We start from the raw sequence: 25,153 nt of genomic DNA on the forward strand, positions 1-25,153 counted from the left end.
CACGTGAGTTGCACGCGATCGCGGCAGATCGCGACACCGTGACCGCCTGGGCCGGGCGGCGCGTCGCCTCATGCCGGAGGAAGCTGGGCCTGGATCCTGTGCCGCTCGCGATCAGCTGAACAGACCCGCCCAGTAGATACTGACTTCGGCTCGTCAGGGTGAGGTTGGGGTGTCGAGGGTCAGGCCGGTGCCGGCTATGAAGCCGTCGAGGGTGTCGGGTCGGTACTGCAGGCGTTTGAGCCGGTTGCTGCGGTTCCCGCGGTGACACGCCATTGCGGCGCCGGCCCGGGCGGCGCTCCCGGCGTCAGCGGCCCATCGCCGTCTCGCGGTTCATACGTGACAGCTTCTCGGGGTTGCGGACGGCGTAGAGGCCGGTGATGAGGCCGGCGTCCAGGCGGAGGGCCACGATCGTGTCGATCCGGCCGTCGCGGCGGACGATCAGAGCCGGGTGGCCGTTGACCAGGGCCGGTTCCAGCAGGGCGCCGCCGAGCCTGGCCAGGACCTCGGTCACGTCGGCCGCGCCCACCACCGGTTCCACGGCGGCCCGGACGATTCCGCCGCCGTCCGTCAGGAGGACGACGTCCGGGGCGATCATGTTGAGGAGCCGGGTCAAGTCGCCTGTCTCCACTGCTTGTCGGAAGGCGGCGAGCGCGTCGCGGGCCTGGGACGGGGAGACCCTCTCACGAGGGCGGCGCGCGGCTACGTGGGTGCGGGCGCGGTGCGCGATCTGGCGGACGGCGGGCGAGGTCTTGTCCACGGCCTGCGCGATCTCGTCGTAGTCCAGGCCGAAGACGTCCCGCAGCACGAACACGGCACGCTCGGTCGGCGTGAGGGTCTCCAGCACGAGGAGCATCGCCATGGAGACGCTGTCCGCGAGTTCGACGTCCTCGGCCACATCGGGCGCGGTGAGCAGCGGCTCGGGCAGCCACGGGCCGACATAGGACTCCTTGCGGCGGCGGAGCGTGCGAAGACGGGTCAGGCACTGGCGGGTGGCGATGCGCACCAGGAAGGCGCGCGGGTCGCGGACCGCGGTGTGGTCGACGCCCGACCAGCGCAGCCACGTCTCCTGGAGGACGTCCTCGGCGTCGGCCGCCGAGCCCAGCATCTCGTAGGCCACCGTGAACAGCAGGTTGCGGTGGGCGACGAAGCCGTCCGTGGCCGCCCTCGCATCAGTACCGGCATCCCTGTCCGCCATCGTCAGCTCCTGACTTCTGTCGCGCTACGTGTGGTGCGTGTCGTACACGGGACGCCGCCACCCCCGGTTCTGTGACAGCCACACCCTGTGGCCCACATCACGTCCGCCCCGTGTCACAGGAGGGCGGTCCCCGGCACCTCATGGGCATCAGCCGCACGACTCCACGAGTGAGGAAGCTCCGATGGAAACCCGCATGAACCTGTTCGACACCGAGCTCGGCACGAAGGTCGGCAAGCGGATCTACGCCGTCAGCCAGGTCATCCAGGGCTCGCCGCTGCCCAAATCCACCCAGGAGCTGGTACAGCTGCGAGCCAGCCAGATCAACGGCTGCGGCTTCTGCGTCGACGTGCACGGCAAGGACGCCGCCGCGGCAGGCGAGGACCCGGCCCGGCTCGGCCTCGTCGCCGTCTGGCGGCACTCCAGCGTGTTCACCGACGCCGAACGGGCCGCACTGGCCCTCGCCGAGGAGGGCACCCGCATCAGCGACACCAACGGAGGGGTCACCGACGAGACCTGGGCCCGGGTGCGCGAGCACTACGACGAGGAGCAGGCCATCGCTCTCGTCTCCCTCGTCGCCATGATCAACGCGGCCAACCGGATCGGCGTGATCCTCAACAACCAGGGCGGATCGTACGCGCCCGGCAACCTGGCCACCCTCGCCAGCTGACGCACCGAGACCGCCCCGATCGAGGGATCGGGCCGCCGGTGGGGTGTCACCGGCCCGGTGACACCCCACCGGGCCGGGGCGCCGTCAACCCCCGCGCAGATCGCGGCCGGCTTCCGGATCAGCGTCGGCACCGCCCACGCCCACGTCCACCAGGTCACGCCTGCTGCCCGTCGAGCGCGCCCCGCACGTGGAGCCGGACACCGCGGTCGGGCCCGGGGCTGAGGTCGAGGCCGAGGCGTCTCCCGCCCGTAGCCGCCCGGGACGGGGCTACCTTGCCGAGCCGACCTGGCCCCGCCGAGGAGCAGGGCCCCGTCGAAGCCAGGCGGGGCCCTCACGTGTTCTTGCGGCCGCCAGGGCGCCGGAAGCCCGGCGGCGGCCGGTTCAGGCCAGGCGCGCGGTGCGCCCGGCCGTTGGCCGAACGTGGTGCCGAAGTCGAGCCACGCGAAGTACGTTGCCGCGCCGGGTCGGTAGGTGACGCGGTCGCGGTCAGCTGGTCAGCAGGATGTCCTCGCGTTCCAGGCGGGCGCCGTAGCGGTCGCGGTAGAACGCGGCGATCGTCTCCGCGGGCCGCTGGTGGTGCAGGGCGGCGGGTAGACGAGCAAGTGGGTAAGGCGCTCGCGCAGGGCGGTGAGGATCGCCGGGTCGGTGGGCTGGTCCATGCCGGCGTCGGTGAGCGGGATCGTGCCCGGGGGTGCTTCGCGCCAGCGCGCGGAGTAGGGGTTGGCGGTCGGGGAGGTCCGGGTGGCTGTCCCGGTGCTCCTGCGGTTCGGGTCCGGGGCCGGCCGTGTGGTCGGCCCCGGCCCTGGGTCAGCTGGCGCTGTCGAGTTGGGCCATCCACACCTTGCGCCAGGTCATGGCGTCGCGGATGCCGTCGGCGAGGCTGTGGCGGGGCTGCCAGCCCAGCACGGTGCGGGCGGTGTCGCCGGTGGTGTAGCAGCCGATCACGTCGCCGGGGCGCGGTCCGGCTTCGCGCACCTGGATCGGGCCGACGACCTCCTGGAACGCGGTGACGAGTTCGCGCACGGTGGTGCCGGAGCCGGTGCCGATGTTGAAGACGCGGTAGCGGTCCTCGGAGCCGGGGGCGATCGCGTCGTCGAAGTGCGCCAGTGCGGCGACGTGGGCGGCGGCGAGGTCCCAGACGTGGATGTAGTCGCGGATGCCGGAGCCGTCGCGGGTGGCCCAGTCGGTGCCGGTGACGGTGAACGGCCGGCCGCTCTCGTACGCCTCGATGAGCTTGCCCAGGGCGTGGGTCGGATTGAGGCCCTGCAGGCCGCTGCGCATCTGCGGGTCGGCGCCGACCGGGTTGAAGTAGCGCAGCGCGATGACGCGCTGCTCGGCGCCGTCGCCGCGGGTCCAGTCCTGCAGGACCTGCTCCATCATCGCCTTGGTGCGGGCGTAGGGGCTGGAGGCGTCGACGGGGCTGGCCTCGGTGACGCGGGCGTCCGGCGCGGGGGCGTAGATGGAGGCGGAGGAGGAGAACAGGACGCGGGGGCAGCCGTTGCGCTGGAGGGCTTCCAACAGCTCGATGGTCTTGCCGACGTTCTCGCGGTAGTAGTGCAGCGGGGCGGCGACGGAGTCGGGGACGACGATCTTCGCGGCGCAGTGCACGGTGGCGTCGATGTCGGGGTGCTCGGCGAAGACGCGGTCGAGCAGGCGGTGGTCGGCGATGTCGCCCTGGTAGAAGGCGCGGCCGTGCAGGAACTCGCGCCGACCTTTGGACAGGTCGTCCAGGATGACGGGGGTGTGGCCCTCGTCCTGGAGGGCGGAGGCGATGGTGGCTCCGATGTATCCGGCGCCGCCGGTGATCAGGATCTTCACGGGGGTGCTCCTTGTCTGACGGTTCGTCATCACGGTTTGGACAGTTCGGTCATGGCGCGCACGATGAGTTGGCTCTGCCACGAATGACCCGCCGTAGCCACCCGCAGGTTCGGCAGGCGGTCGAACAGGATCGGCGGGGCGACCTCGGCGGGTCCTTGGCGGCGAACGCGCCGGGGCGGCGGTGCGGGCCGTGTCCGAAGGCCAGGTGCGGGTTGCGGTCGCGGGCCACGTCCGGCTCGTCGGGCTCGTCGAAGACGGCCGGGTCCATGTTGGCGCTGATGGTGGACGGCAGCACGATCTCGCCCACCCGCAGGCGGTGGCCGGCGATGGTGACGTCCTCCACGGTGGTGCGCGGGAAGCCGCCGCTGAGAAAGTGTCGGGTAATTGGTCAACTACGCGGGGTGAGGCGCTGGCGGTGATCTTTGCGGTGTTTGGTCCGCGAAGATCACCACCATGTGTGTCTGTGCGTGCAAACCGTCCTACGACTCGTCGTTGACGGATGCTCAGTGAGCCGTGATCGAGCCGCTGCTGCCGCGGCGCGATCCGCGCGGGGCGGGCCGGCCGCTGAAGTTCCCGCGTCGGCTGAGCGTGGACACCGTGCTGTACGCGCTGGTCGGCGGGTGCGCGTGGAGGCTGGTCCCGCACGATCTCGCCCCGTGGGACGCGGCCTACCGGCGGTTTCGCGCCTGGAGTGCCGACGGCACCTGGGGCCGGGTCCACGACGCGCTGCGCGAGAAGGTGCGTGTGGCGGGCGGACGCGATCCGCAGCCCCCGGCGGCGGTGCTGGACTCGCAGTCGGCCCGCAGCCACCAGGGCGGTCAGGCGGTCGGCCACGACGCGGACAAGCGGGTGCGGGGCCGCACACGGCACCTGCTGGTGGACACCTGCGGCCTGGTCCTGCGGGCGGTGGTGCACTCGGCCTCCCTCCAGGACCGAGCGGGCGCGAAGCTGGTCCTCGCCGGGATCCGGGAGCTGTTTCCGCAGGTCGGACCGGTCTGGGTCGACGGCGGGTACGTGAACGCGGACTCGTGGGCTGGGCGGCCTCGCACGAGGACCTGGCGATCGTGGCGGTGCCGCGCAACGCGGATGTGAAAGGCTTCCGGGTGCTGCCCCGCAGGTGGGTGGTGGAGCGGACATTCTCCTGGCTGGGACGGTGCAGACGGTTGGCGAGGGACTACGAGCGCAAGACCGCGCACGCCGAAGCGATGATCAAGGTCGCCATGATCCGGCTCATGGCCGCCCGCCTCGCCGGCGAGGAGATCGAACCACACGGCCCCATCGAGACCGAAGCAGCCCGCCGCCTCGCCGACGACCTCAACAACCAGTAGCCGGCCAATTTCCCCACACTTTCTGAGCCGACGCCTTCTCCGGTGCCGACTCTGCGATGGTTGCACGGAGGCGCGGGCGGTGGCGGAAGACGCGCCGCTCGGCCGCTTCGTCGAGGTTGCGTCAGAGGTGGAACCGGTCGGCGACCTGGGCCGCGGTGGGTGCCCCGATCCTGGCGCCCTCGGCGAAGGACGGGGTGCGGTCGCGGCAGACGACCTCGATCCCCGGATGTTCGGCCGGCCAGGCCGCCACCGTGCCCGCTTCACGATCCGGCAAGTAGGTCCACCGGTCTGCGGGTCTCGACGTCGACCAGCACGGTCCCGTAGGCGCGGCCCTTGCGCATCGCGTACTCGTCGGCGCCAACTACGCGCGGGCCCTCGGTACCCGGACGGGGACGGACCGACATCTCGCACTCCTCGGAAATCTCGCGGCCATCGTGCACCCGCGAGACTGGCGCACCACCGTGATCATCTGCAGCCGAACACGAAGATCCCCGACCGGGTCAAGCCGAGTGGCCGGGGATCTCATTTTCGGCGACGCGCAGGACCGGCCGGTGGGATCAGCGGCACGGAGGGCAGTCGGGTGCCGTGTTCAGGGGACGAGGTCGATGACCCGGACCGGTTGGCCCTTCCATCGGGCGGCGGCGTCGGTGGTGGCAGCGACGGGGTCGTCCGGGCGCTCGGGGGTGGGCGCGGCCGCGTAGCGGGGGTGGGCCTCGGCCCAGGTGGTTTCGGCGGTGAGGGCGAGGGCTGCGGGCAGGTCGAGGACGGTGAGCGCGGGCAGGGAAGCTAGGTGGTCGGCGGGGACGGGGCGCTCGCGTCGGCTTCGACGGGGCGCAGGTGGGGGCGTAGAGGTGCCGGTCGGGTTCGGCGTGGGCGCGGTGAATCAGGCGGGAGGCGAGGAGGTTGCCGTGACCGGCGGCGACCATGGCGGTGTCGTCGAGGATGATGTGCAGTGCGGTCACCGGGCGTCCGCCTGGGCGAGGCGCTTGTCCAGCTCGGCGTCGAGGCGTGGAACGACCGGGCCCTGGGGCATCCGGATGCGGAGGAGTTCGCGTCATTGCCGTTCAGGCTTCACCCGAACAACATACGTGGCTATCGCGGAAAACCGCTGTCGTCGGTTTAAGACTTACTGGTACTAGCTGCCCGGCTGGACTGCCGGCCGGGTGTACCGGGGCTGAGGCCCCTCCTCCTCGAAAGGACAATCCCGCCATGGGTTACGGGCATTCTCTTCCCAAGACCGGTTTCAGTGGACTCGCCTACGTCGGTGTGGCGTTGGTTCTCGGCGTGTCCGGCATGGTCATGAAGTTCTTCGCCCGCCGCTCGGCGGTGCGCTGACCGCCCCGGCCGGTACCGGCATCCCACGCGCGTTGCTGCCTGGGCGCACCCCTTGCAAGGGGTGCGCCCAGGCAGCAGTGCGAGGGGCGCGGAAGCAGGTGCTCGGGGGCGCCCCTCCGGTCAGATCAGGAGGAGGGTGCCGTAGCGGGCTTCCCGGCCTCGAGGCCGGCCCGGGTGGGCGGTGCCGGGAGGGCCACGGGGGCGTCGGCGCGGCCCTTCTCGTACATCACCAGGCCCTTCGAGAGGCGCAGTGGTACCAGGATCAGTTCGACGACCAGGGCCTTCCACTGGTAGCAGAAGTCGACCAGTTTGGTGAGGAAGACATAGGGCAGGTTGCGCAGGACCCGGCGGAGGGGGATTTTGCGTTTGCGGGCGGCGTAGACGAGGGGCAGGCCGATCATGAGGGTGCTGGTGGACAGCCACCACAGGAACCACCAGAGGAAGGCGTCGCCGACGGAGAAGCCGGCGTCCGGCATGAGCAGCGGGAGGATCAGCCAGATCGGTACGGCGATGGTCTCCCATAGTTTCAGCGCGACCCAGAATGCGAGCATCGGCTTCTTGAAGATCATCCGGGGGAGGTGGATGCGGACGTTCTGGAAGTAGCCGGCCGCCCATCGCCAGGTCTGCTTGCGCAGGTAGGTGAGGTCTTCGGGGTCGGCGGCCCAGGCGACGGCCGAGCTGACGTAGACGGCCTTTTTCCCGGCCATCTGCACGGACCAGGTGTAGTCCATGTCCTCGACGATGGTCCGCTCGGGGAAGCCGCCGAAGTCCAGCAGCGGGCGGAGCCGGAAGACCGAGCAGCAGCCGGAGCAGACGACCGGCGAGTTGGCCATGTTCTCGATCGGACGGTTCCAGTGGAACCCGTACAGGTACTCCACGGAGCGGCCGCGTTCGGCCCAGGTCCGTTCGAAGCGGCTCTGCACGCAGCCGGCCGCGATCATCACGTTCTCGTCGTCGAAGGCCGGTTTGATGTTCTCGATGTAGTCGTCGGCCAGCACGGTGTCCGCATCCACGGCGAGGACCAGGTCGGTCGTGCAGAACGGCAGCGCATAGTTCTGCGCCTTGGCCTTGCTGCCGAGGTTCTGCGCAGGGCGCAGCACGGTCACCCCGTACCGTGCGGCGACTTCGCCAGTGCGGTCGGTGGATCCGTCGTCGATGACGACGATCTGTTCAGCCGGCACCGTCTGACGAAGCAGCGCCTCGAGTGTCGCGGGCAGGCCTTGCTCCTCGTTGTGCGAGGGAACGATGACCGTGAGGGTGAGAGGACGGGTGGCAGTACTCATGGCAGATGGCCTCGCAGGGGAACGGAGTGACGCCGGAAACGGGCGTTGAAGTCGAAGGGGCCGTGTGGTTCCAGAGTTGTATTCCGCGGTGCGGTGTCCGGTGCAGGGCGCGCGTGCCGTTCGAGTGAATGAACCCCACCGCACACCCCGCCGCCCTCCGACGGGCGACGCCACCCGAATGCCACGCTGCGCCTGCCCGGGTCCGTGTCCGGTGTTCGGGACACTGGCGGGAACGGACGAGCGGCGTCGCCGGGCGTGGGTCTGACGGCATCTGGCCGGTGCGCGGGCCGCACCTGGTGGGCGCCCTGCGGGAGGACCGGATGGACCGGGACCTGGCGGACACCGTGCGACGGCCCGGCGGCCGGTGGACGAACGCCCTCGGCAATGGGCTGGTGACGGTCGCCTTGGCGGCGATGTTGTTCGCCGTGTATTCGCTGTGGGGGACGGACGTTCTCGCCGACCGGCAGGCCGGGCAGGCCGGTGACCGGCTGCGGCAGAGCTGGGCGACGCCGGGCCCCTCCCGTGCCCCGGTGCCGACGGCCACCGGTGAGGATGTCGGCTTCCTGCACGTGCCCGCGATGGGCGCGGACCCGGTGATGATCAAGATGGGGACCGATCCTGCGGTTCTCGACCAGGGTGTCGCCGGCGTGTACCAGGACCCCCGTGCGGCGATGCCCTGGGATTTGGCCGGCAACTTCGCGCTCGCCGCCCACCGCGACGGCCACGGCGCGAGGTTCCATGACCTCGACGCGGTGGGCGTCGGCGCCCCGATCGTGGTCGAGACCCGCGATCACTGGTACGTCTACCGGGTCGACGGGGTCCTGCCGCAGACCGGGCCCGACAACATCGGCATTGTCGCCCCGGTGCCGGTCGGTTCCCCGTACCGAGCGCCCGGACGGTACATCACCCTGACGACCTGCACCCCTGTCTACACCTCGCTGTACCGGATGGCGGTCTGGGGCAGCCTGGTCCGGATCGACCCAATGGACGCCGCCCGCACCCCGCCCGCCGAACTGCGCAGCCCCACGCAGCCCGCTCCGACGAAGACCTGACCCCGCTGCGCCGCCCCGCTCCGCGGACGCGGCCCGGGGGAGGAGTGCCCGGGAGTGTCTGATCAACGGCTCTGCCCCGTAATCGGGGTGCTGTTGGTGATCTTCACTTGTGAGAGTGAGGTTGCTGGGATCGGTGGTCGCTGAGCGGGTCTTCCTGGTGTCCTGGCCTGGTAGTTCAGGCCGGTCGAAGGGTGGGCTGGGGCGGCGATGGGTTCCTGCTCAGGGCGGGAGGTCCCGGTGCTGACGGCGCGGATGGCGCGGATGGCGCGGGCGAGTAATCCTCGGGGCACGGCGGCGATGTGGGTGCGGGACCACTTGGACGGCCTGTTCACGGACCGCGACTTCGAGGAGTGGTACCCGACCGACGGGCGTCGTGGACTGTCGCCGGCTCGTCTGGCGATGGTGTCGGTGCTGCAGTACGCGGAGAACCTCACCGACCGGCAGGCCGCTGAGGCCGTGCGGTGTCGTCTGGACTGGAAATTACTGTCTGGGACTGGAGTTGGACGATCCGGGCTTCGACTTCTCTGTGCTCAGTGAGTTCCGCGACCGGATGGCCGAGGGTGACCGCGCCGACCGGCTGCTGGCCGTGATGGTGGAGCGTCTGGTCGAAGCGGGGCTGGTCAAGCGGCACGGACGGCAGCGGACCGACTCCACGCACATCCTGGCGGCGGTTCGGCGCCTGGACCGGATTGAGTTGGTGGGTGAGACCCGGCGCGCGGCCTTGGAGGAACTGACCGTCACCGACGAGGAGTGGGTGGCCGCCCGGATCACCGACGAGTGGGCACGGCGCTATGGACGGCCGGTGCGCTATGACCGGTTGCCCAAGGAGACGAAGGAACGCGAGCGGTACGCGCTCACGGTCGGCGAGGACGGTATGCGGCTGTTCCACGCTCTCCTTGCTCCCGACGCCCCGGCCCGACTCCGGCGGTTGCCCAAGGTCGAGGTCCTGCGGCAGGTCTGGATCCAGCAGTACTGGTACGACGAAACCGGCGGTCTGCGCTGGCGCGGGCCGAAGCAGACTCGGGACCGGCTCAGCCGGCGGTCCACCGACCGCCGCTCCGCTTCCGGGGCGACGGCCGGCCGCGGCAGTCCGGACCCCGCCTCGGCCACCGTCCCGTGGTCGCCGGTGGAGATCGTCTCTCCGCACGATCCGCAGGCGCGCTTCAGCCACAAGCCCGGCAAGGCCGAATGGGTCGGCTACAAGGACCACCAGACCGAGACCTGCGACGAGGGTCTGCCCAATGTGATCGTCCATGTCGCCACCACGCCGGCACCCGAGCAGGACATTGACGCCCTGGAGCCGATCCACGCCGACCTCGCGGCACGCGACCTCGCCCCGGCCGAGCACCTCGTCGACGGCGGCTACACCACCCCGGCCGCCATCCACAGGGCCAGGACCGAGTATGGAATCGATCTGGTCGGCCCCGTCCGCGTCGGGCCCGTCTCCCGGTCCCGCCCGGGCTTCAACAAAGAGGACTTCCATCCCAACTGGGCTGAGAAGACGCTGACTTGTCCGAACGGCGCAACCAGTCCGCCCTGGAAGCCGACCCTGGCAGACGGCCAGCCACGCCTGTCCGTGCTCTTTCCCCGCGCCGTCTGCCGGCCCTGCGAGGACCGCCTCAAGTGCACCGGAAACGTCGACGGCAAGGGCCGCCACGTCCTGCTGCTGCCGCAGCCCTTGCAGGAGATCCAGAACCGGGTCCGAAAAGAGCAGCAGACCCGGCCCTGGCACGACCGATATGCCCTCCGGGCCGGCTGCGAGGCCACCGTTTCGGAGACCGTGCACGCCCACGGCCTCCGCCACTGCCGCTACCGCGGCATCGCGAAGACCCACGTCCAGCACGTGCTCACGGCAGCCGGAACCAACATCATCCGCCTCCACCAGCACCAGCCGGACAGCGACCGAACCAGAGACACGACCCGGTTCACGCGCCTCTGCCGGAACCTGAGCGACGGGACTCGAACCCGCACTACTTGAAGATCACCAACAGCATCCGGAAGTTGAGCCAGAACCCGAGATTCGACAGCGTTTGTTCATGACTTCGGACAGCACCCGGTCGCCCCGTGTTCGATTCCTGGGGCCGCTGCGGCGGCACAGCGGTGGGTCGCAGCTCCGCAGAGAGGGCCCGCTCCTCGGCGAGCGGCTCACCGTGGCCACGATCGTCGGCACGGAGCTGATGGTCGTGGCCACCGGCGGCCGCGGTCGCCGAGTCGCGACCGAACGCGAGGAGCTGACCACCGGCGGGGTGACATGGGACGAGGGTGGTGTGCCAGACCATGGTCTGGCACACCACCCTCGTACCGCCGGAAGCCGGTGGACGTCCGGCGCTGCCGCCGACGGGCCTGTGCTCTCAAGGCGCAGGCACGGCACCGATCTGCTGCATCACCCCGAGGAGGTCGGGCTGGCCCCGCTCCTTGATGATCTTTCCGTCGGCCAGGTAGTAGAAGTTCATGGCCTGGACCGAGATGGTCTTTCCGGTGGCCGGGACTCCGAAGAACTCGCCCTGATGCGTTCCGCGCATGGTGAACCGGGCGGCCACCGTGTCGCCCTCGGCGACCGTCTCTTCCAGAGTCCACCGGACATCCGGGAAGCCCGTGCGCATCATCGCGATCAGCTCCAGGTAGCCCTCAGGGCCTCGCAGCGGTTCCGGGTGGCTCGGCGCATGAAACTCGGCATCCGGGGCGATGACCTCACGGGCAAGGCCCTCGTCGGCCGTGTTGATGAACTCGACGAAGCGACTCATCACGGATTCGGTGGATTGCGGCGACATGTCCGTCCGCCTCTCTTCTCGCACTGCCCCTCGCGACGAGCGAGCGGAAGAACCACAGTACATCGATTCGATGTGCGCATCGAACCGATGTAGGTGTGGGACGATAGGGCCATGCTTGACCTAGCGATACTGGGCTTCCTGGCCGAGCGGCCGCTGCCCGGACACGAACTGCGCCGCCGACTCTCGGAGCTGACGGGCTACACCCGGCCGGTGAGCGACGGCAGTCTGTACCCGGCGATCAAGCGTCTCGCCGCGGCGGGCCTGCTGGAACGGCGCGCGGATCCGGCCGCAGGCCCGGCCCGCTACATACTGAGCGTGACCGACGCAGGGCGCACCGACCTGCTGAAGCGGCTGCGCACACCCGCCGACCACGAGATCAGCGACTTCACGCGGTTCTTCACCGTGCTGGCGTTCCTGTCCCTCCTGCCGGACATCGCCGAGCAGCACGCGGTGCTGCGGCGGCGACTGGAGTTCCTGGAGGAGCCGGCGAGCTTCTTCTACGACGGCGACCGGCCGCTGCGTGCCGAGGACATGGCCGACCCCTACCGGCGCGGCATGCTGCTGACCGCCCGCGCCATCAGTAGCGCCGAACGGGCCTGGTTGCGCCAGGTTCTGGACGGTGACGAGCCAGTCACCGCGCGCACCGAGACGGACCCTTCTACGCTCGGACAACCTGTGCGCTGACCAGCCCCGGAGGTAGCCGCCCATGCTTGCGTCCTGGTACGACCGACAGGGCCCCGCCGCCGACGTGCTGCACGTCGGCGAGCTGCCCGACCCCGTCCCCGGTCCGGGCGAGGTCCGCGTCCGCGTCACCGTCTCCGGTGTCAACCCCGGCGACACCAAGAAGCGGCGCGGCTGGCTCGGCTCCTCGATGCCCTACCCGCGGGTGATCCCGCACAGCGACGCCGCCGGAGTCGTCGACGCCGTGGGCGAGAGGGTCGACGGGCGTCGGGTCGGACAGCGGGTGTGGATCTACGGCGCCCAGTCCTACCGGCCCTTCGGCACGGCCGCCCAGTACACCGTCGTACCCGCCGATCTGGCTGTTCCACTTCCCGACCACCTCAGCGACGAACTCGGAGCGGCCCTGGGCATCCCCGGCATCACCGCCCACCGCGCCGTGTTCGCCGACGGACCGGTCGACGGCAAGCTCGTGCTGGTGCACGGCGTTCTGGGCGGGGTCGGCTCCCTGGCCGCGCAGCTCGCCCGCTGGGGCGGGGCCAAGGTGTTCGCCACCGTCCGGCGCGGCGCGGATCTCGCACAGGTCGATCCGGCCGTCGTGTCCCACGCCGTGGCCCTGGACCAGGAGGACCCGGCGGCGGCGATCCGCGCGTACGCGCCCGAGGGCGTGCACCGGATCGTCGAGGTGTCCCTGTCCGACAACGCCGACCTCGACAACGCCGTCGCCGCGAACGGCGCGGTCATCGCCGCCTACGCGACGAGCGCGGACCGGACCGAGATCCCCTTCTGGCCCCTGCTGTTCAACAATGTCATCCTGCGCTTGATCGGCAGCGACGACTTCCCCGAAGAGGCGAAACGCCGGGCAGCACGCGATCTGACCGCCGCGGCCGCCGTGAGCGCCCTGACCGTCGAAGTCGGCGACCGTTACGAGCTGGCGGACATCGCCAAGGCCCACGACCGCGTCGACGCCGGCAGCCGCGGCCGCGTCCTGGTCACCCTCCCCCAGTGACCCCGCCCGTCGTTCACCATGCCCACGGGTGCGTCCCCTGATCAGCCGAGGCAGCAGCCGAGCGGTACCAGGGACGCGCGACGTTCTCAGCCGAGACAAGACCTGAGCGTGCCTCCCGTGACAGAACGTCTGATTCCGCTTTGACCTGCGAGGTCAAGAAGACATCCCAGATCGCGGTCGTCACCGGCACGGTGCTGATGCTCGCCTCCATCGGCGGCCTCGCGGTCGCACAGTCTCGGCTGAACGCGACGGACTGACGACGCGCCGAGACTGGTCAGCCTGGACACCCCGCCTGGTTAGCCAGCCCCATTCGGGCCGGTGACCAAACGGGCCGCAGGGCTGCGCTGTTCGAATTGCCTGACCAAGCCGTGCTGGCGGAAGTCATGAACAAACGCTGTCGAATCTCATGGACAGAGCCACCTGGTGCGCGTCGCAGAAGCCGAGTGGCCCGATACTCCAGCGACGCAGGCCGCTCGACTATGCGCCCGCCTTGCTCGAACGGGCGATCGCCCCTAGGCTCCCCGGACGATCGTCCCCGGGAGCAGTGCTGTGCACATCACCACGTCCTACCAGATCAGCTACGACGACCTGCGCCGAGGCATGGTCCTCGCCCATCGTGGGCGCCGCCGGTTCCTCTGGGTGTGCACCGGCATCCTGGTCATCTGCGCCGGGCTCATGGCCGTGGGCGCGGCCATGGGTGACGAGCCCTGGTTCTACCTGCTCGCCGTGTGGCCGCTGACGATGGCCGCGCTCTGGGCCTATCGGCTCACCCTGGGAACCAGCCGGAGCTTCCAGAAGGCGATGCCGGCCTTCGCCGGAACCACAGAGGTCACGCTCACGCCCGAGGGCATTCGCATCCACCGCCCGACGACCACGGCCGAGCTCGCCTGGAGCCTCTTCCCGAAGATCGAGGACACTCCCGACCACCTCTTCCTGCACCAGGACAAGCGGGTCGTGACGATGATCCTCAAGCGGCACCTGACCGCCGAACAGCGAGCCGAGCTGGCCGACTTCGTCTCCTCCGTCAGCCGCACACGAGCGGCCGCCTAGAAGACCGATGCGAAGGGTTGGTGGTCGTGGGCGGTCGATGAGCGCTGGACGGGTCGACCGGTGTGGTCGTCGTGCCAGATCGTGCTGGTCAGAGCGAGGATGCGTTGCAGAACGCGGACCATCACGCCTTTCGGGGTGCGGCCGTGGTGGTGTTCGACGTCGAGTTGGGCCTTGAACGTCCGGTTGACCGACTCGACGACCTGCCGCAGCGGTTTGAACAGGCCGGCTCCGGCCCGCTCGGGTTCGCCCCTGCCGACCGGGCGGAGCAGGCGGACCCCCACGCGGCGAGTTCGTGCTCGAAGGCGCGGCCGTAGTAGTGCCGGCCGGCGGTCAGGGCGCGTACCGGGTGCAGGCGAAGCCTCCGGAAGTGGCGGGAGTGGCTGGCGCAGTAGCCGTACTCGGCCCATCCGGCGAGCTCGGAGCGCTTGGCGGTCTCGCCCCGGCAGGCACACCGGGCCGGAGCTCGGCGCCGACTGGCTGCGCGCGGTCTGCCACCACAGCGCGGCCCGGCTGTTCGACCTGTGAGACGCCCCGCCGGGCGGGAATGAAGGGCGGGAGGCGGGCGCTCGGGGCCGTCATGGACATCTCCCTGCCCCCGGTCGCCCCCGTCCCGTCGCCGTACGGCGGCCTCTCCCGCCACGGTGTCAGCTACGCGCTGCGCACCGGTTTCCGCCCGCTGCTGCTGGACCTGCACGTACCGGCCGGGGAGGGGCCGTTCCCGGTGGCGGTGTGGCTGCACGGCGGCGCGTTCCGGGAGGGCGACCGCCGCTACCTGCCGAGCACGCTGCGGCCCGGTTCGGTGTTCGAGGCGCTGGTGGCGGCGGGCATCGCGGTCGCGACGGTCGACTACCGGCTCTCCGGCGAGGCCCACTACCCGGCCCAACTCGACGACGTGACGGCCGCGTTGCGCTACCTGCGGAAGTACGCCGGGGAACTCGGCCTGGACACCGACCGGCTCGGGGTGTGGGGCGAGTCCGCGGGCGGGACGCTGGCCGCGCTCGCGGCGCTGACCACCGACGCGGTCACCGCCGCCGTCTGCTGGTACCCGCCCACCGACCTGGCCGCCCTGGGCCACCACGGGCCGGACTCCCCGGTCACCCAACTGCTGGGCGGCTGCTCGTCCGAGCTCGTCGCGGAGGCCGACCGGGCCAGCCCGGTCCGGCACGTCACCCCCGACGCGCCGCCGTTCCTGCTGGTGCACGGCGTGCAGGACGACCTGGTGCCGCTGTCCCAGTCCGAGGCGCTGCACGAGCGCCTGCTCGCGGCGGGCGCCCGCTCCGTCCTGGTGCCGGTCGAGGGGGCCGGGCACTGCTTCGGCGAGTACCCGGACACCTCGGGGTTGATCGCCGATGCGGTGGCGTTCCTGTCCGCCGAGCTCTCGGTCCGTACCGCACAAGGGAGTTGACGGAACCGGTCCGGCGGCGCGCCGCCCCTGCCGGGCGACCGGCCGGGGCGCGCGGCCGGAGCGCGGGCCGGAGCGCGCCACTCGCGCAGAGAGCGCTCTCACGAGTACCGGCGGTCGCTCCGGCATCAGCTTCCAAGGTCTGAAGGGGAGTTGCGGCCAAAGGTCCGAGAAATCCACCGTTCTTTGACATTGCCATGCCGATAACCCGTCCGTACGATTCAGGCCAACCGGCGGAGGCGCCCCGCCGAAGAGAGCGCTCTCAAGCAAAGGATTCCACCATGGCTGCTGCCCCACGCACGCGCCGTTGGCCCCTCGGCGGGTTCGTGCTCCTCCTCGCCACCGCCCTGGTCGCCGCCGCCCCCTTCGGCTCCACCCCCACCGGCACCGCCTCCGCCGCCGCACCGCTCGCCGCCGCGCCGGTGGCCGCCACCAACTGGGGCGACGACTTCGACGGGCCGTCCGGATCCGCCGTCGACCCCGCCAAGTGGACGATGGAGACCGGCGGTTCGGGCAACGGAAACCACGAGCTGCAGTACTACACGGCGGGCGCCGCGAACGCCGCGCTGGACGGCCAGGGCCACCTGGTGATCACCGCCAAGCGCAGCACCGACCCCGGCCTGTCCTGCTGGTACGGCACCTGTCAGTACACCTCGGCCCGGCTGAACACCTCCCGCACCTTCACCCAGGCGTACGGGCACTTCGAGTCCCGGATCAAGATCCCGCGCGGACAGGGCATCTGGCCCGCGTTCTGGATGCTGGGCAACGACCTCGGCACGGTCGGCTGGCCCACCAGCGGCGAGCTCGACATCATGGAGAACATCGGCCGCGAACCCGGCACCGTGCACGGCACCATCCACGGCCCCGGCTACTCCGGCGCGGCCGGCATCGGCGCACCGTACAGCCTGCCCGCCGGGCAGTCCTTCGCCGACGCCTTCCACACCTTCGCCGTCGACTGGAGCCCCACCGCCATCACCTGGTCCGTGGACGGCACCGCCTACCAGACCCGCACCCCCGCCGACCTGGGCGGCAACCGCTGGGTCTTCGACCACCCGTTCTTCCTGATCCTCAACCTCGCGGTCGGCGGCGACTGGCCCGGCAACCCCGACGGCTCCTCCACCTACCCGCAGACCATGACCGTCGACTACGTCCACACCACCACCTGGGGCGGCAGCACCGGCGGCACCTACACCGGACGGATCACCGGCCCCGGCGGCATGTGCATGGACGTGGCGGGCGGCTCCAGCGCCGACAGCACCCCCATCCAGCTGCACAACTGCACCGGCAACGCCGCCCAGCAGTGGACGGTGGGCACCGACGGCACCGTCCGCGCCCTCGGCAAGTGCCTGGACGTCGCCGCCGCCTCCCACAACGACGGCGCGGCCATCCAGCTCTACACCTGCAACGGCACCAGCGCCCAGCAGTGGACGCACCGCTCCGGCAACGACTTCCTGAACCCCGGCTCCGGCAAGTGCCTGGACTCCCCCAACGGCTCCGCGGCCGACGGGACGAAGCTCCAACTGTGGACCTGCAACGGCTCCGGCGCGCAGAAGTGGATCTTCGGCTGACGGAAGGCCGCTGACGGCGCGGTACCGGTGCCGCGGCACCGACCGCCGCGTCCGCCGACCGCCGCACCGCCGACCACGGGCCGCCCTCACCGGCCCCTCCCCCGGCGCGGCCGACCGGTCCCCCCGCACCCGCCGCCGGTCGGCCGCGCCCCACCCGTTCCCGCCCCGCCTCCCCACCCGAGAGGACTCCCCCACGCCATGACGCCCCGTCCCCGCCACGCGGCGAAGCTCTCCCGCCGCACCCTGCTGACCGCCGCTGCGCTCGCCCTGCCCGCCGGGTACCTGGCGATCGGCGGGCAGGCCCAGGCGCAGACGCCCGCGACGCTGCCGCTCGACCTCGCCAACACCACCGGCAGCAACACCGTCTACGCGTACGTGGTCGGCCGCGACCCGGCGGCCGGCGGCGGGTGGGCCTTCCTGCGGTCCGACGGTTCCAGCCTGTACCACCCGCCGAACCCGGCCAACGACCAGACGCCGCTGGGCGCGGACTGCGCGATCGCGCTGAACGCCTCGGGGGCCGCGCCGCGCCGGGTGACGCTGCCGCACCTGGACAGCGGGCGGATCTACTTCTCGGTCGGCGCCAAGCTGACCTTCCTGATGAACCGCGGCGGCGGACTGGCCCTGCCCTCGGTGGTCAACCCGTCCGACCCGAACATCGACGTCCGGCACGACTTCTGCGAATTCACGTTCAACAACGACCAGTTGTTCGGCAACATCACCTTCGTCGACATGGTCTGCCTGCCGATCGCCTTCCAGCTGGAGACCGCCCAAGGGGTCACCCAGACGGTGCGCGGCCTGCCCGCCGACGGCCTGGCCAGGGTGGCGTCCGCGCTGCGCGCGCAGTCGGGCGTCGACGGTTCGGACTGGAGCCGGCTGGTGGTCAACCGTTCCGGCGCGGACCTGCGGGTGCTGGCGCCCAACCTGGCGATCCGCGGCAACAGCGCCCTGTTCAGCGGGTACTTCGAGCCCTACGTCGACCAGGTGTGGAGCAAGTACGCGAGCACCGACCTGCGGATCGACACCCAGTACACCTGGGGCGCGTTCACCGGCCGGGTCAGCGGCGGCACCCTGAACTTCCCCGGCGCCGGCTCCTTCGCCAAGCCGTCCACGCTGGCGGTCTTCTCGTGCAGCGACACCCCGTTCACCACCGGCAACGATCTGATGGGCAACCTGAGCGCCCGCCTGGCCGCCGCGTTCAACCGCACCACGCTGCTGAGCAACCCCGACCAGCCCACCGGCGAGAACCCGGCCGCCTTCTACACCCAGCCCCGCACCAACCACTACGCCCGGATCCTGCACTCCACCACGCCCGACGGCCTCGGCTACGCCTTCCCGTACGACGACGTCCACCCGGCCGGCGTCGACTTCGAGGGCAAGGTGCAGTCCGGCAGCCCGACCCGCTGGGTGATCACCGTCGGCGGCCTGGCCGGCAGCGGCGGGGGCGGGGGCGGCGGCACCATCACTCCGCCCCCCGGCGGCGGCAGCGCGTTCGCCACCGTGCAGGCCGAGTCGTACGCCGCCCAGTCGGGTGCGCAGACCGAGGCGTGCTCGGACACCGGCGGCGGCACGGACGTCGGCTGGCTGGCCAACGGCGACTGGCTGCGCTACTCGTTGGACTTCGGCTCCACCGGCGCGACCCGGATCGACGCCCGGGTGGCGTCCGGCGCGGCGGCCGGGGTCAGCGGGCTGGTCCAAGTCCGGCTGGGCAGCCCCACGGCCACCCCCGTGGGCAGTTTCGCCGTCGCCAACACCGGCGGCTGGCAGAGCTGGCGGACCGTCCCGGCGGACCTGAGCCGGATCACCGGCGTCCAGACCGTGTACCTGACCTTCAGCAGCGGCCAGCCCGCCGATTTCGTCAACCTCAACTGGTTCACGTTCTCCTGACGGGCTGTCAGGTACGGCGCGGTCCGTCAGGTACGGCGCGAGGGCGCCCGGCCCCCGTCCGGAGCGCCCCCGCGCCGCACCCGTCGCCCGCCGGCCCACCGCACGATCCGCAGGGCGGCCCACCACGCGGCCCACCGCGCGGCCCGTCGGAGGACCCGGAGGGGGAACACGTCAGGAGGGCGCGGTGCCCGCGCGCTCGACCTGGCTGAGCGGGGCGGCCAGCGACTCCAGGCTGCGCCGCTCGGCCCGGACCCCGAGGAAGGCTTCGACCACGCCCGCGGCCGTCATCAGGGCCGCGCCGATGCAGAACGCGAGCGTGGCGTCGCTGACCTCGCCGCTGCTGACCAGGCCGTTGAAGAGCAGCGGTCCGGAGATGCCGCCGGCCGCCGTGCCGACCGCGTAGAAGAAGGCGATGCACAGGGCGCGGGTCTCCAGCGGAAAGATCTCGCTGACCGTCAGGTACGCGGCGCTCGCCCCGGCGGAGGCGAAGAACAGCACGGCCGTCCAGCAGGCGGTCATGGTGGTGGCGCTCAGCGAGCCGTGGTCGAACAGCCAGGCGGTGCCGAACAGCAGGACGCCGGAGCCGATGTAGCTGCCCGCGATCATCGGTTTGCGGCCGACCGAGTCGAAGAAGTGGCCGAGCAGCACCGGGCCGAGGAAGTTGCCGACCGCGATCACCGCGAAGTAGTAGCCGGTGCGGCCCGCCGGGACGTCGAAGAACTGGGTGAGGATCACCGCGTACCCGAAGGTGATCGAGTTGTAGAGGAAGGACTGCCCGATGAACAGCGACAGGCCGAGGATCGTGCGGCGCGGGTAAGTGGAGACCAGGGTGCGGGCAATGGTGACGAAGCCGATCGGGCCGCGCTCGCGGATCGCGATCGGCGGTTCGTCCACCGGCGGCAGCGGCTTGCCGGTCTCGCGTTCGACGATCGCCTCGGCGTCCCGGACGATCTCCTCCGCCTCCTCGCCCTTGCCGTGCGTGAACAGCCATCGCGGGCTCTCCGGGACGTGCCGGCGCACCAGCAGGATGACCAGGCCGAGCACCACGCCGATGCCGAACGCCAGCCGCCAGCCGACGTCGGTGGCGAACAGCGAGGTGTTCAGCAGCGCGATGGAGGCGAACGCGCCGAGCGCCGCGCCGATCCAGAAGCTGCCGTTGACGACCAGGTCGACCCGGCCGCGCACCCGGGCCGGGATCAGCTCGTCGATCGCCGAGTTGATCGCCGCGTACTCGCCGCCGATGCCGAAGCCGGTGAAGAACCGGCAGACGAAGAAGAACCACGGCGTCCAGGACAGCGCGGTGACGCCGGTCGCGAGCAGGTAGACGGCCAGGGTCAGCATGAACAGCTTCTTGCGGCCCAGCCGGTCGGTCAGCCAGCCGAAGAACAGCGCGCCGCAGCAGGCGCCCGCCACGTAGATCGCGGCGGCGACGGTGGTGACCTGGGCGGTGCTGATCGCGATGCCGCTGCCGGGTTCGGCGAGCCGGGCGGCCAGGTTGCCGACGATGGTGACTTCCAGACCGTCCAGGATCCAGACGGTGCCCAGGCCGATCAGGATCCGCCAGTGCCAGGGTGACCAGGGCAGCCGGTCGAGTCTCGCGGGAACGTCGGTCTCGACGACTGCCGGGTCGTCCTCGGCTGTGCGGTGTTGCGGTGCGGACATCACGACCTCCGTCGTCCAGCCGCACACCCGGCCCGTCCGGGCGTGCCGCGGGCGCGTCTGCCCCGCCGCGCCCCGAACCATACGTCCGGGCCCCGTGCCGGATTCCGGGCCCGGCCCGGCCCGGCTCGGCCCCGGCCCGGTGCCGCCAGGGCGCGGCTGAACGGGCCGGCCGGGGGACGACCCCGGCCGGCCCGTTCGGCCGCGACTCAGCTCCCCGGCTGCGGCCGGGCCTCCAGCCGCCCGGCCAGGACGCGGGTCTCGAAGCGCGGCTGGTCGGCGGTGGCCGGGCCCCGGACCGGGCGGCCGTCGGAGAGCCGGAAGCGGGAGTGGTGCAGGGGGCACTCCAGGCAGCCGTCGACGATCTCGCCGCCGGACAGGGAGGCCGCCATGTGGGTGCAGCGGTCGGCGAGGACGGTCCAGCCGTCGTCGTGGGTGCGGACCACGACCACGGGGACGTCCCCGAGCATCCGGCGGACGGGGGCGCCGATGGGGATGTCGGCGGTCGCCCCGAGCGGGTGCCAGTCGGACGGGGCGAGCCGGGGTTCGGCCTCGGCGTGCGCGGCGCCGGCGGCCTGGTGGTAGGCCAGGTGCCCGCCGAGCGCGGCGGTCAGGCCGACGACGCCGGTGCCCGCCAGGCCGAGCAGGCGGCCCCGGGCGGTGCGGCCCTGGCAGCGGGCCCGCAGCGAGCAGGCGTGCAGCAAGGCGGCGGTGGCGGCCCCGGTGGCGTGCACCAGTCCGGTCCGGCGGTGGGCGGGCGGCAACCGGGACCAGTCGACCCAGCCGGCCAGCAGCACCGGCGGCAGCACAGCCAGCCCGGCGGCGGTGAGTCGGCGGACGGCCCGTTCGTCGCCCCCGGTCAGCTCCAGCAGGCTCGCGGCCGTCCAGCAGCCGATCGGGGCCTGCGCGAGCGCGGGGTGCAGCGGATGGCCGAGCCACACCCCGTGCAGCACGTCCCTGGCCGGGCCGAGCGGCAGCCGCTGCACGAGCGCGGCGATCCGCTCCGCCACCGGGTCCAGGAACGTCCAGCTCGCGGGGGCGTCCAGCCGGTCGGCAGCAGCGTGGTAGGTGTCCATGTCCTTGCGGCTGTCCGTCCCGCCCGGCCCCAAACACCCGGCCGCGCCGGTCAGCGGCCGGTGGGCGCGTCCGCGAGCCCTTCTTCCGCGAGCCCGTCCGTGGGCCGGTACTCCGAACTGTTCTCGGGGCTGTCCTCGGGCCCGCGCTCGGGGCTGTCCTCGGGCGGCCCGAGGAGCACCTGGTCCAGCACCGTCCAGTCGATCGTCCATCCGCTCGCCCCACCGACGGGTGTCTCGGCCCGGTGCCAGAAGACCTCCACCAGGGCGACCCGGCGCAGTGTCAGCGGGGCGTGTCCGGGCCGGACGCGGTGCAGCAGCACCGTGAGCGGGTCGGTGTCGGTGTCGGCGGCGGCGTAGCCGGCGCTGAGGTGGATGACCCCGAGGCGGTAGCCGGTGGAGTCGGGGCCGCGGACGGCGTGGATCGCGGCCCGCACGCGCCGCTGCAGGTCGGCGAGCTCGCCGTCGGGGTGGAGGTCGATCAGCACGCCCCGGGGTGTCACCGTGGCGGATCCGGCCAGCAGCGCGACCGGTGCCGTGCCGGCCAGGGCTTCGCGCAGGGCGCCGGCGAGGGCGGCGCGTTCCCGTGCGGTGACGGCGTGCGCGGGTGCGTCGGTGACCATGTCGAGGGTGACGTGGAGGCGCTCGTCCGGGATCGGCACGATCGGCGCGCCGGACATCGCCGCGCGCACCCCGCTCACCAGGGCGCGCAGCGCGGGTTCGGCGGGCGGGTCGGGCAGCGCGTAGACCTGGAGGACCCGCAGCCCCTCGGACCACGGGACGGTGCCGAACGTCGGATCGAAGCGCCTCATCGCGTCCACCCCTCCCCGGGACCGCCGAGCGGGACTCGGGCGGTCTCCTCCTCGCGGGTACCACCCCGTCCGGACGGCACGGGTCCGTCCGGACCGGCGCCGTCCGTACCGGCGCCGTCCGGGTGGTCCGCCGGTGCGGTGGTGAGCAGTGGCAGGTAGTGGTGCAGGTAGGGCGGGACGCGCAGGGCGGGGAGTTCGTCGAGCGGGACCATGCGGACGGCCGGGCCCTCGCCGCCGGGGCTCGGTTCGTGCTCGGGGCCGTCCCACCGGGCGTGCAGGACGCGGGTGGTGGGGTGGACGAGGTGGTGGTGCGGTCCGGGCACGGGGCGGATCCGGGTGATGGTGATGCCGGCCTCCTCGCGGGTCTCGCGGATCGCGGTCTCCTCGGGCGTCTCGTCGGCTTCCCGCCAGCCGCCGATCGGGGTCCAGTGGCCGGGCCAGGCGGTGCCCGGCCTGTCGTCGCGGTGGTGCATCAGCAGGCGGCCGCGCCGGTCGGTGACCAGGACCAGGACGCCTTCGAACTCGTCGTCGCGGTCGGGCCGTTCGAGGTAGAGGGCGCGTCCGGAGCGGTGCGCGCGCAGGACCTGGAGGAGCCACCGGTAGCGGTCGGGGTCCATCCGGGTGCGCCAGTCGTGGGCGGTGGCGAAGCGCCATTCGGTGTGTTCGGCCGGGTCGAGGCGGATCCTGGCCTGCTGTTCGGCGGTGAGGACGCCGCCGTCGAAGACGTAGCCGCAGAACGGGACGGGGTGTTCGGTGCCGGCCTGCTCGTGCAGGACGGCGACCAGGCGGCGGCGGGAGACGACGTCGGGGTTCTCGGCGGCGAGGTCGAGGCCGAGTTCCTCCCTGGTCTCGCGCAGGGCGGCGGCGAACGGGGTCTCGCCGGGGTCGACGTTGCCGCCGGGGATGTTCCACACCTCGGGGTCGGTGGTGGAGCGCATGCCGAGGACGCGGCCCTGCGGGTCGGTGAGCAGCAGGCAGCTGTAGGCGCCGGGCCGGTCGACGGTGGTGAGGTGGCCGCCGGCCGGGCGCCAGCCGGGGCGGGCGAGCCGGGCCAGCAGCCAGTCGATCACGCCGCGCTGGGCCTCGTCGGTGGCCGGCAGCCGGCCGGGATCGGCCCAGCGGTGCTGGTCGTGGTCGGCCGAGAGGCGCACGGGGGTGCCGTCCGGGACGACCGCGGTGAAGACGAACTGCCGTACGCGCAGGCCGCGTCGGTCGGTGAAGTCGAGGTGCCGGAGGTACTCGAGCGGCAGGCCGTCGAGCCCGGTCCGCTCGGCCAGTTCCCGCGCCGCGCCCGCCGGTACGCTCTCGCCGTCCCCCCGCGCGCCGCCCGGGTACTCCCAGTGGCCGGGCAGGACGTCGTGCGCGGCCCGGCGGATCAGCAGGATCCGGCCGGTCTCGTCGCGGGCCAGCACGCCGACGCCGATCCGCTCGATGCCCTCGCGCCGGGCCAGTTCGGTCAGCACCGTGAAGTCGATCACCGGTCGGTCCCCTCCTCGTTCTCCCGAATCCGGGCAGCGGGCACCCCAAGTCGGCGACGAAGGAATGGAGTTGGCGCTACGGCCGGGGTGGACGCGCTTCGATCATGCGGCCGTCCGGGTACGGGGTTCAAGTGCGCCGCCGACGGGCGGAGGCGGGCCGGACGGGGGTTTCCACCCGCTGTCCGGCCCCGGACCAAGGCGTCGCCGGTCGGCGGCGCCGCCCGGGCCCTCCACCGAATTCACCCGTTCGGACGACCGGCCCGCGAGCCCCGCCGGTGCGCGGGCCGACGGGCGCACGGGCGCGCCGCCCCGCCGAACGGTGCGGGGCGGCGCGAAGCGGCGCGGGGTCCGGTCGGGCCGGTCAGGCCGGGGTGATCCGTCCGCGCCAGCCGCCGTTCTCGACGCCGCGTTCCTCGATGAAGGACTTGAAGCGGTCGAGGTCGCCGCGGACCCGCCGGTCGATCATGCCCATGGTGTCGGCGGCGTGCTCGGCGACGCCCTGCGGTTCGTAGTCCATCGCCAGCCGCACCTCGCAGCGGGCGTCGTCCAGCCGGGCGAAGCTGACCACGCCCATCTGCTTGACGTCGCCGCCGACGGTCCGCCAGGCGATCTTCTGGTCGGGCAACTGGTCGACGATCTCGGTGTCGAACTCCCGGGTCACTCCGGCGATCTTGGTGCGCCAGTGGTTGTGTCGCTCGTCGATCTGCACGACCTCCTCGACGCCGTCCATGAAGCGGGGGAAGTCCTCGAACTGCGTCCACTGGTCGTACGCGGTGTGCAGGGGGACGTCCACCTCGATGGTCTCCTGGACCATGCTCATGCGTTCTCCTCCGTTTCGTTCAGTGGATTTTTCCGTGGCTGCGGACGGTGGCCGGGAGGGTCACCATCGGTACCAGCGGGTACGGCGGCCTCCGGTTCCGGCGCCCCGGGCGACGAAGCCGATCAGCCACAGGACCAGGACGGCGAGCGCGATCCACCACAGCACCTTCACGGCGAATCCCGCGCCGAACAGGATGACGATCAGCAGCAGTACCAACAGCATCGCGAGCACGGTGGTCACACCTCCTCGGTCCACGGACGGCCACCGGCAC

The 25,153-nt window shown here is 71.9% G+C and carries 27 protein-coding genes and 3 pseudogenes; 13 read left to right on the top strand and 17 right to left on the bottom strand.

What is annotated here, in order from left to right:
- Window positions 1-153: 153 nt before the first annotated feature.
- A pseudogene (locus tag OO48_RS41080) lies at window positions 154-246 on the bottom strand (transposase); the annotation flags it as partial.
- A 58-nt stretch (window positions 247-304) separates the two neighbouring features.
- Window positions 305-1,195, bottom strand: a complete 891-nt coding sequence (locus OO48_RS29860) for an RNA polymerase sigma-70 factor (RefSeq protein ID WP_033221947.1) — start codon at window positions 1,193-1,195, stop codon at window positions 305-307.
- Between the two features lie 181 nt (window positions 1,196-1,376).
- Between OO48_RS29860 and OO48_RS29865 the strand changes: the two genes are divergently transcribed.
- Window positions 1,377-1,862 (top strand): carboxymuconolactone decarboxylase family protein, encoded by a 486-nt coding sequence (locus OO48_RS29865; protein ID WP_033221949.1) that lies wholly within the window; start codon window positions 1,377-1,379, stop codon window positions 1,860-1,862.
- A gap of 807 nt (window positions 1,863-2,669) precedes the next feature.
- Here the strand turns inward: OO48_RS29865 and galE are convergent.
- Both galE and OO48_RS29875 read right to left on the bottom strand, forming a co-directional pair.
- Complete coding sequence (gene galE, locus OO48_RS29870; RefSeq protein WP_033221951.1) at window positions 2,670-3,680, bottom strand: UDP-glucose 4-epimerase GalE; 1,011 nt, start codon at window positions 3,678-3,680, stop codon at window positions 2,670-2,672.
- A gap of 49 nt (window positions 3,681-3,729) precedes the next feature.
- Window positions 3,730-4,065, bottom strand: coding sequence for a cytochrome P450 (locus tag OO48_RS29875; RefSeq protein WP_342449669.1), 336 nt, complete (start codon window positions 4,063-4,065; stop codon window positions 3,730-3,732).
- 128 nt (window positions 4,066-4,193) lie between these two features.
- On the opposite strand from OO48_RS29875, the gene OO48_RS34640 reads away from it, so the two are divergent.
- Together OO48_RS34640 and OO48_RS41280 are read left to right on the top strand one after the other, a co-directional pair.
- Window positions 4,194-4,772 carry an IS5 family transposase gene (locus OO48_RS34640; protein ID WP_425338597.1) on the top strand — a complete coding sequence of 193 codons (579 nt, stop codon included), beginning with the start codon at window positions 4,194-4,196 and terminating at the stop codon, window positions 4,770-4,772.
- A gap of 11 nt (window positions 4,773-4,783) precedes the next feature.
- Window positions 4,784-5,008 carry a transposase gene (locus OO48_RS41280; RefSeq protein ID WP_425338598.1) on the top strand — a complete coding sequence of 75 codons (225 nt, stop codon included), beginning with the start codon at window positions 4,784-4,786 and terminating at the stop codon, window positions 5,006-5,008.
- A gap of 121 nt (window positions 5,009-5,129) precedes the next feature.
- On the opposite strand, the gene OO48_RS38650 is transcribed toward OO48_RS41280, so the two are convergent.
- The 3 genes and pseudogenes from OO48_RS38650 to OO48_RS40305 all read right to left on the bottom strand — a co-directional run bounded on the left by OO48_RS38650 (window position 5,130) and on the right by OO48_RS40305 (window position 5,961).
- Window positions 5,130-5,282 (bottom strand): transposase, encoded by a 153-nt coding sequence (locus OO48_RS38650; RefSeq protein ID WP_157845570.1) that lies wholly within the window; start codon window positions 5,280-5,282, stop codon window positions 5,130-5,132.
- Window positions 5,269-5,412 (bottom strand): hypothetical protein, encoded by a 144-nt coding sequence (locus tag OO48_RS38655; protein WP_157845571.1) that lies wholly within the window; start codon window positions 5,410-5,412, stop codon window positions 5,269-5,271. The genes OO48_RS38650 and OO48_RS38655 overlap by 14 nt, the downstream gene beginning before the upstream one ends.
- 185 nt (window positions 5,413-5,597) lie before the next feature.
- Window positions 5,598-5,961 (bottom strand): annotated as a pseudogene (locus OO48_RS40305) (PIN domain-containing protein).
- Between the two features lie 256 nt (window positions 5,962-6,217).
- Here OO48_RS40305 and OO48_RS38660 point away from each other — a divergent pair.
- Window positions 6,218-6,343, top strand: a complete 126-nt coding sequence (locus OO48_RS38660) for an LPXTG cell wall anchor domain-containing protein (RefSeq protein WP_157845572.1) — start codon at window positions 6,218-6,220, stop codon at window positions 6,341-6,343.
- A gap of 125 nt (window positions 6,344-6,468) precedes the next feature.
- Here the strand turns inward: OO48_RS38660 and OO48_RS29890 are convergent, their stop codons facing one another.
- Window positions 6,469-7,626 carry a glycosyltransferase family 2 protein gene (locus tag OO48_RS29890; protein ID WP_051733110.1) on the bottom strand — a complete coding sequence of 386 codons (1,158 nt, stop codon included), beginning with the start codon at window positions 7,624-7,626 and terminating at the stop codon, window positions 6,469-6,471.
- Between the two features lie 278 nt (window positions 7,627-7,904).
- On the opposite strand from OO48_RS29890, the gene OO48_RS29895 reads away from it, so the two are divergent.
- From OO48_RS29895 to OO48_RS35815, 3 genes are all read left to right on the top strand, one after another.
- Window positions 7,905-8,678 (top strand): class E sortase, encoded by a 774-nt coding sequence (locus OO48_RS29895; RefSeq protein WP_245194858.1) that lies wholly within the window; start codon window positions 7,905-7,907, stop codon window positions 8,676-8,678.
- 297 nt (window positions 8,679-8,975) lie between these two features.
- The gene (locus OO48_RS41285; protein ID WP_425338600.1) at window positions 8,976-9,215 is read left to right on the top strand and encodes a transposase; all 240 of its coding nucleotides are present in this window, start codon (window positions 8,976-8,978) and stop codon (window positions 9,213-9,215) included.
- The gene (locus tag OO48_RS35815; protein WP_157845574.1) at window positions 9,178-10,656 is read left to right on the top strand and encodes a transposase; all 1,479 of its coding nucleotides are present in this window, start codon (window positions 9,178-9,180) and stop codon (window positions 10,654-10,656) included. The genes OO48_RS41285 and OO48_RS35815 overlap by 38 nt, the downstream gene beginning before the upstream one ends.
- Here the strand turns inward: OO48_RS35815 and OO48_RS29905 are convergent.
- Complete coding sequence (locus OO48_RS29905; RefSeq protein WP_157845575.1) at window positions 10,649-10,957, bottom strand: hypothetical protein; 309 nt, start codon at window positions 10,955-10,957, stop codon at window positions 10,649-10,651. The genes OO48_RS35815 and OO48_RS29905 overlap by 8 nt on opposite strands.
- A gap of 72 nt (window positions 10,958-11,029) precedes the next feature.
- A complete protein-coding gene (locus OO48_RS29910) occupies window positions 11,030-11,449 on the bottom strand; it encodes an ester cyclase (protein ID WP_033221960.1) in 420 nt (139 codons plus the stop codon).
- Window positions 11,450-11,560: 111 nt separating this feature from the next.
- Between OO48_RS29910 and OO48_RS29915 the strand changes: the two genes are divergently transcribed.
- The 3 genes from OO48_RS29915 to OO48_RS35530 all read left to right on the top strand — a co-directional run bounded on the left by OO48_RS29915 (window position 11,561) and on the right by OO48_RS35530 (window position 14,186).
- Window positions 11,561-12,133, top strand: coding sequence for a PadR family transcriptional regulator (locus tag OO48_RS29915; protein ID WP_033221961.1), 573 nt, complete (start codon window positions 11,561-11,563; stop codon window positions 12,131-12,133).
- Between the two features lie 22 nt (window positions 12,134-12,155).
- Complete coding sequence (locus tag OO48_RS29920) at window positions 12,156-13,136, top strand: NADPH:quinone reductase (RefSeq protein ID WP_033221962.1); 981 nt, start codon at window positions 12,156-12,158, stop codon at window positions 13,134-13,136.
- 549 nt (window positions 13,137-13,685) lie between these two features.
- Window positions 13,686-14,186 carry a YcxB family protein gene (locus tag OO48_RS35530; RefSeq protein WP_051733111.1) on the top strand — a complete coding sequence of 167 codons (501 nt, stop codon included), beginning with the start codon at window positions 13,686-13,688 and terminating at the stop codon, window positions 14,184-14,186.
- Here OO48_RS35530 and OO48_RS41290 read toward each other — a convergent pair.
- Window positions 14,183-14,631: pseudogene (locus tag OO48_RS41290) on the bottom strand (IS982 family transposase); the annotation flags it as partial. The gene OO48_RS35530 and the pseudogene OO48_RS41290 overlap by 4 nt on opposite strands.
- A 132-nt stretch (window positions 14,632-14,763) precedes the next feature.
- Here OO48_RS41290 and OO48_RS29935 point away from each other — a divergent pair.
- The 3 genes from OO48_RS29935 to OO48_RS29945 all read left to right on the top strand — a co-directional run bounded on the left by OO48_RS29935 (window position 14,764) and on the right by OO48_RS29945 (window position 19,040).
- Window positions 14,764-15,591, top strand: a complete 828-nt coding sequence (locus OO48_RS29935) for an alpha/beta hydrolase (RefSeq protein WP_051733114.1) — start codon at window positions 14,764-14,766, stop codon at window positions 15,589-15,591.
- A 278-nt stretch (window positions 15,592-15,869) separates the two neighbouring features.
- On the top strand, window positions 15,870-17,156 hold the full coding sequence (locus OO48_RS29940) for a glycoside hydrolase family 16 protein (protein WP_033221966.1): 1,287 nt from the start codon (window positions 15,870-15,872) through the stop codon (window positions 17,154-17,156).
- A gap of 198 nt (window positions 17,157-17,354) precedes the next feature.
- Window positions 17,355-19,040 (top strand): glycoside hydrolase family 64 protein, encoded by a 1,686-nt coding sequence (locus tag OO48_RS29945; protein ID WP_033221968.1) that lies wholly within the window; start codon window positions 17,355-17,357, stop codon window positions 19,038-19,040.
- Between the two features lie 171 nt (window positions 19,041-19,211).
- Here the strand turns inward: OO48_RS29945 and OO48_RS29950 are convergent, their stop codons facing one another.
- From OO48_RS29950 to OO48_RS29980, 6 genes are all read right to left on the bottom strand, one after another.
- Window positions 19,212-20,702 carry an MFS transporter gene (locus tag OO48_RS29950; RefSeq protein ID WP_033221970.1) on the bottom strand — a complete coding sequence of 497 codons (1,491 nt, stop codon included), beginning with the start codon at window positions 20,700-20,702 and terminating at the stop codon, window positions 19,212-19,214.
- Between the two features lie 206 nt (window positions 20,703-20,908).
- The gene (locus OO48_RS29955; RefSeq protein ID WP_063830768.1) at window positions 20,909-21,775 is read right to left on the bottom strand and encodes a Rieske (2Fe-2S) protein; all 867 of its coding nucleotides are present in this window, start codon (window positions 21,773-21,775) and stop codon (window positions 20,909-20,911) included.
- A 50-nt stretch (window positions 21,776-21,825) separates the two neighbouring features.
- Window positions 21,826-22,584 carry a 2'-5' RNA ligase family protein gene (locus OO48_RS29960; protein WP_157845576.1) on the bottom strand — a complete coding sequence of 253 codons (759 nt, stop codon included), beginning with the start codon at window positions 22,582-22,584 and terminating at the stop codon, window positions 21,826-21,828.
- Window positions 22,581-24,062 (bottom strand): NUDIX hydrolase, encoded by a 1,482-nt coding sequence (locus OO48_RS35540; protein ID WP_051733116.1) that lies wholly within the window; start codon window positions 24,060-24,062, stop codon window positions 22,581-22,583. The genes OO48_RS29960 and OO48_RS35540 overlap by 4 nt, the downstream gene beginning before the upstream one ends.
- Before the next feature lie 361 nt (window positions 24,063-24,423).
- A complete protein-coding gene (locus OO48_RS29975) occupies window positions 24,424-24,882 on the bottom strand; it encodes an SRPBCC family protein (protein WP_033221974.1) in 459 nt (152 codons plus the stop codon).
- A 60-nt stretch (window positions 24,883-24,942) separates the two neighbouring features.
- Complete coding sequence (locus tag OO48_RS29980) at window positions 24,943-25,113, bottom strand: hypothetical protein (RefSeq protein ID WP_033222018.1); 171 nt, start codon at window positions 25,111-25,113, stop codon at window positions 24,943-24,945.
- Between the last annotated feature and the right edge of the window lie 40 nt (window positions 25,114-25,153).

The sequence above is a fragment of the Kitasatospora phosalacinea genome (assembly GCF_000716545.1).
GTDB lineage: Bacteria > Actinomycetota > Actinomycetes > Streptomycetales > Streptomycetaceae > Kitasatospora > Kitasatospora phosalacinea.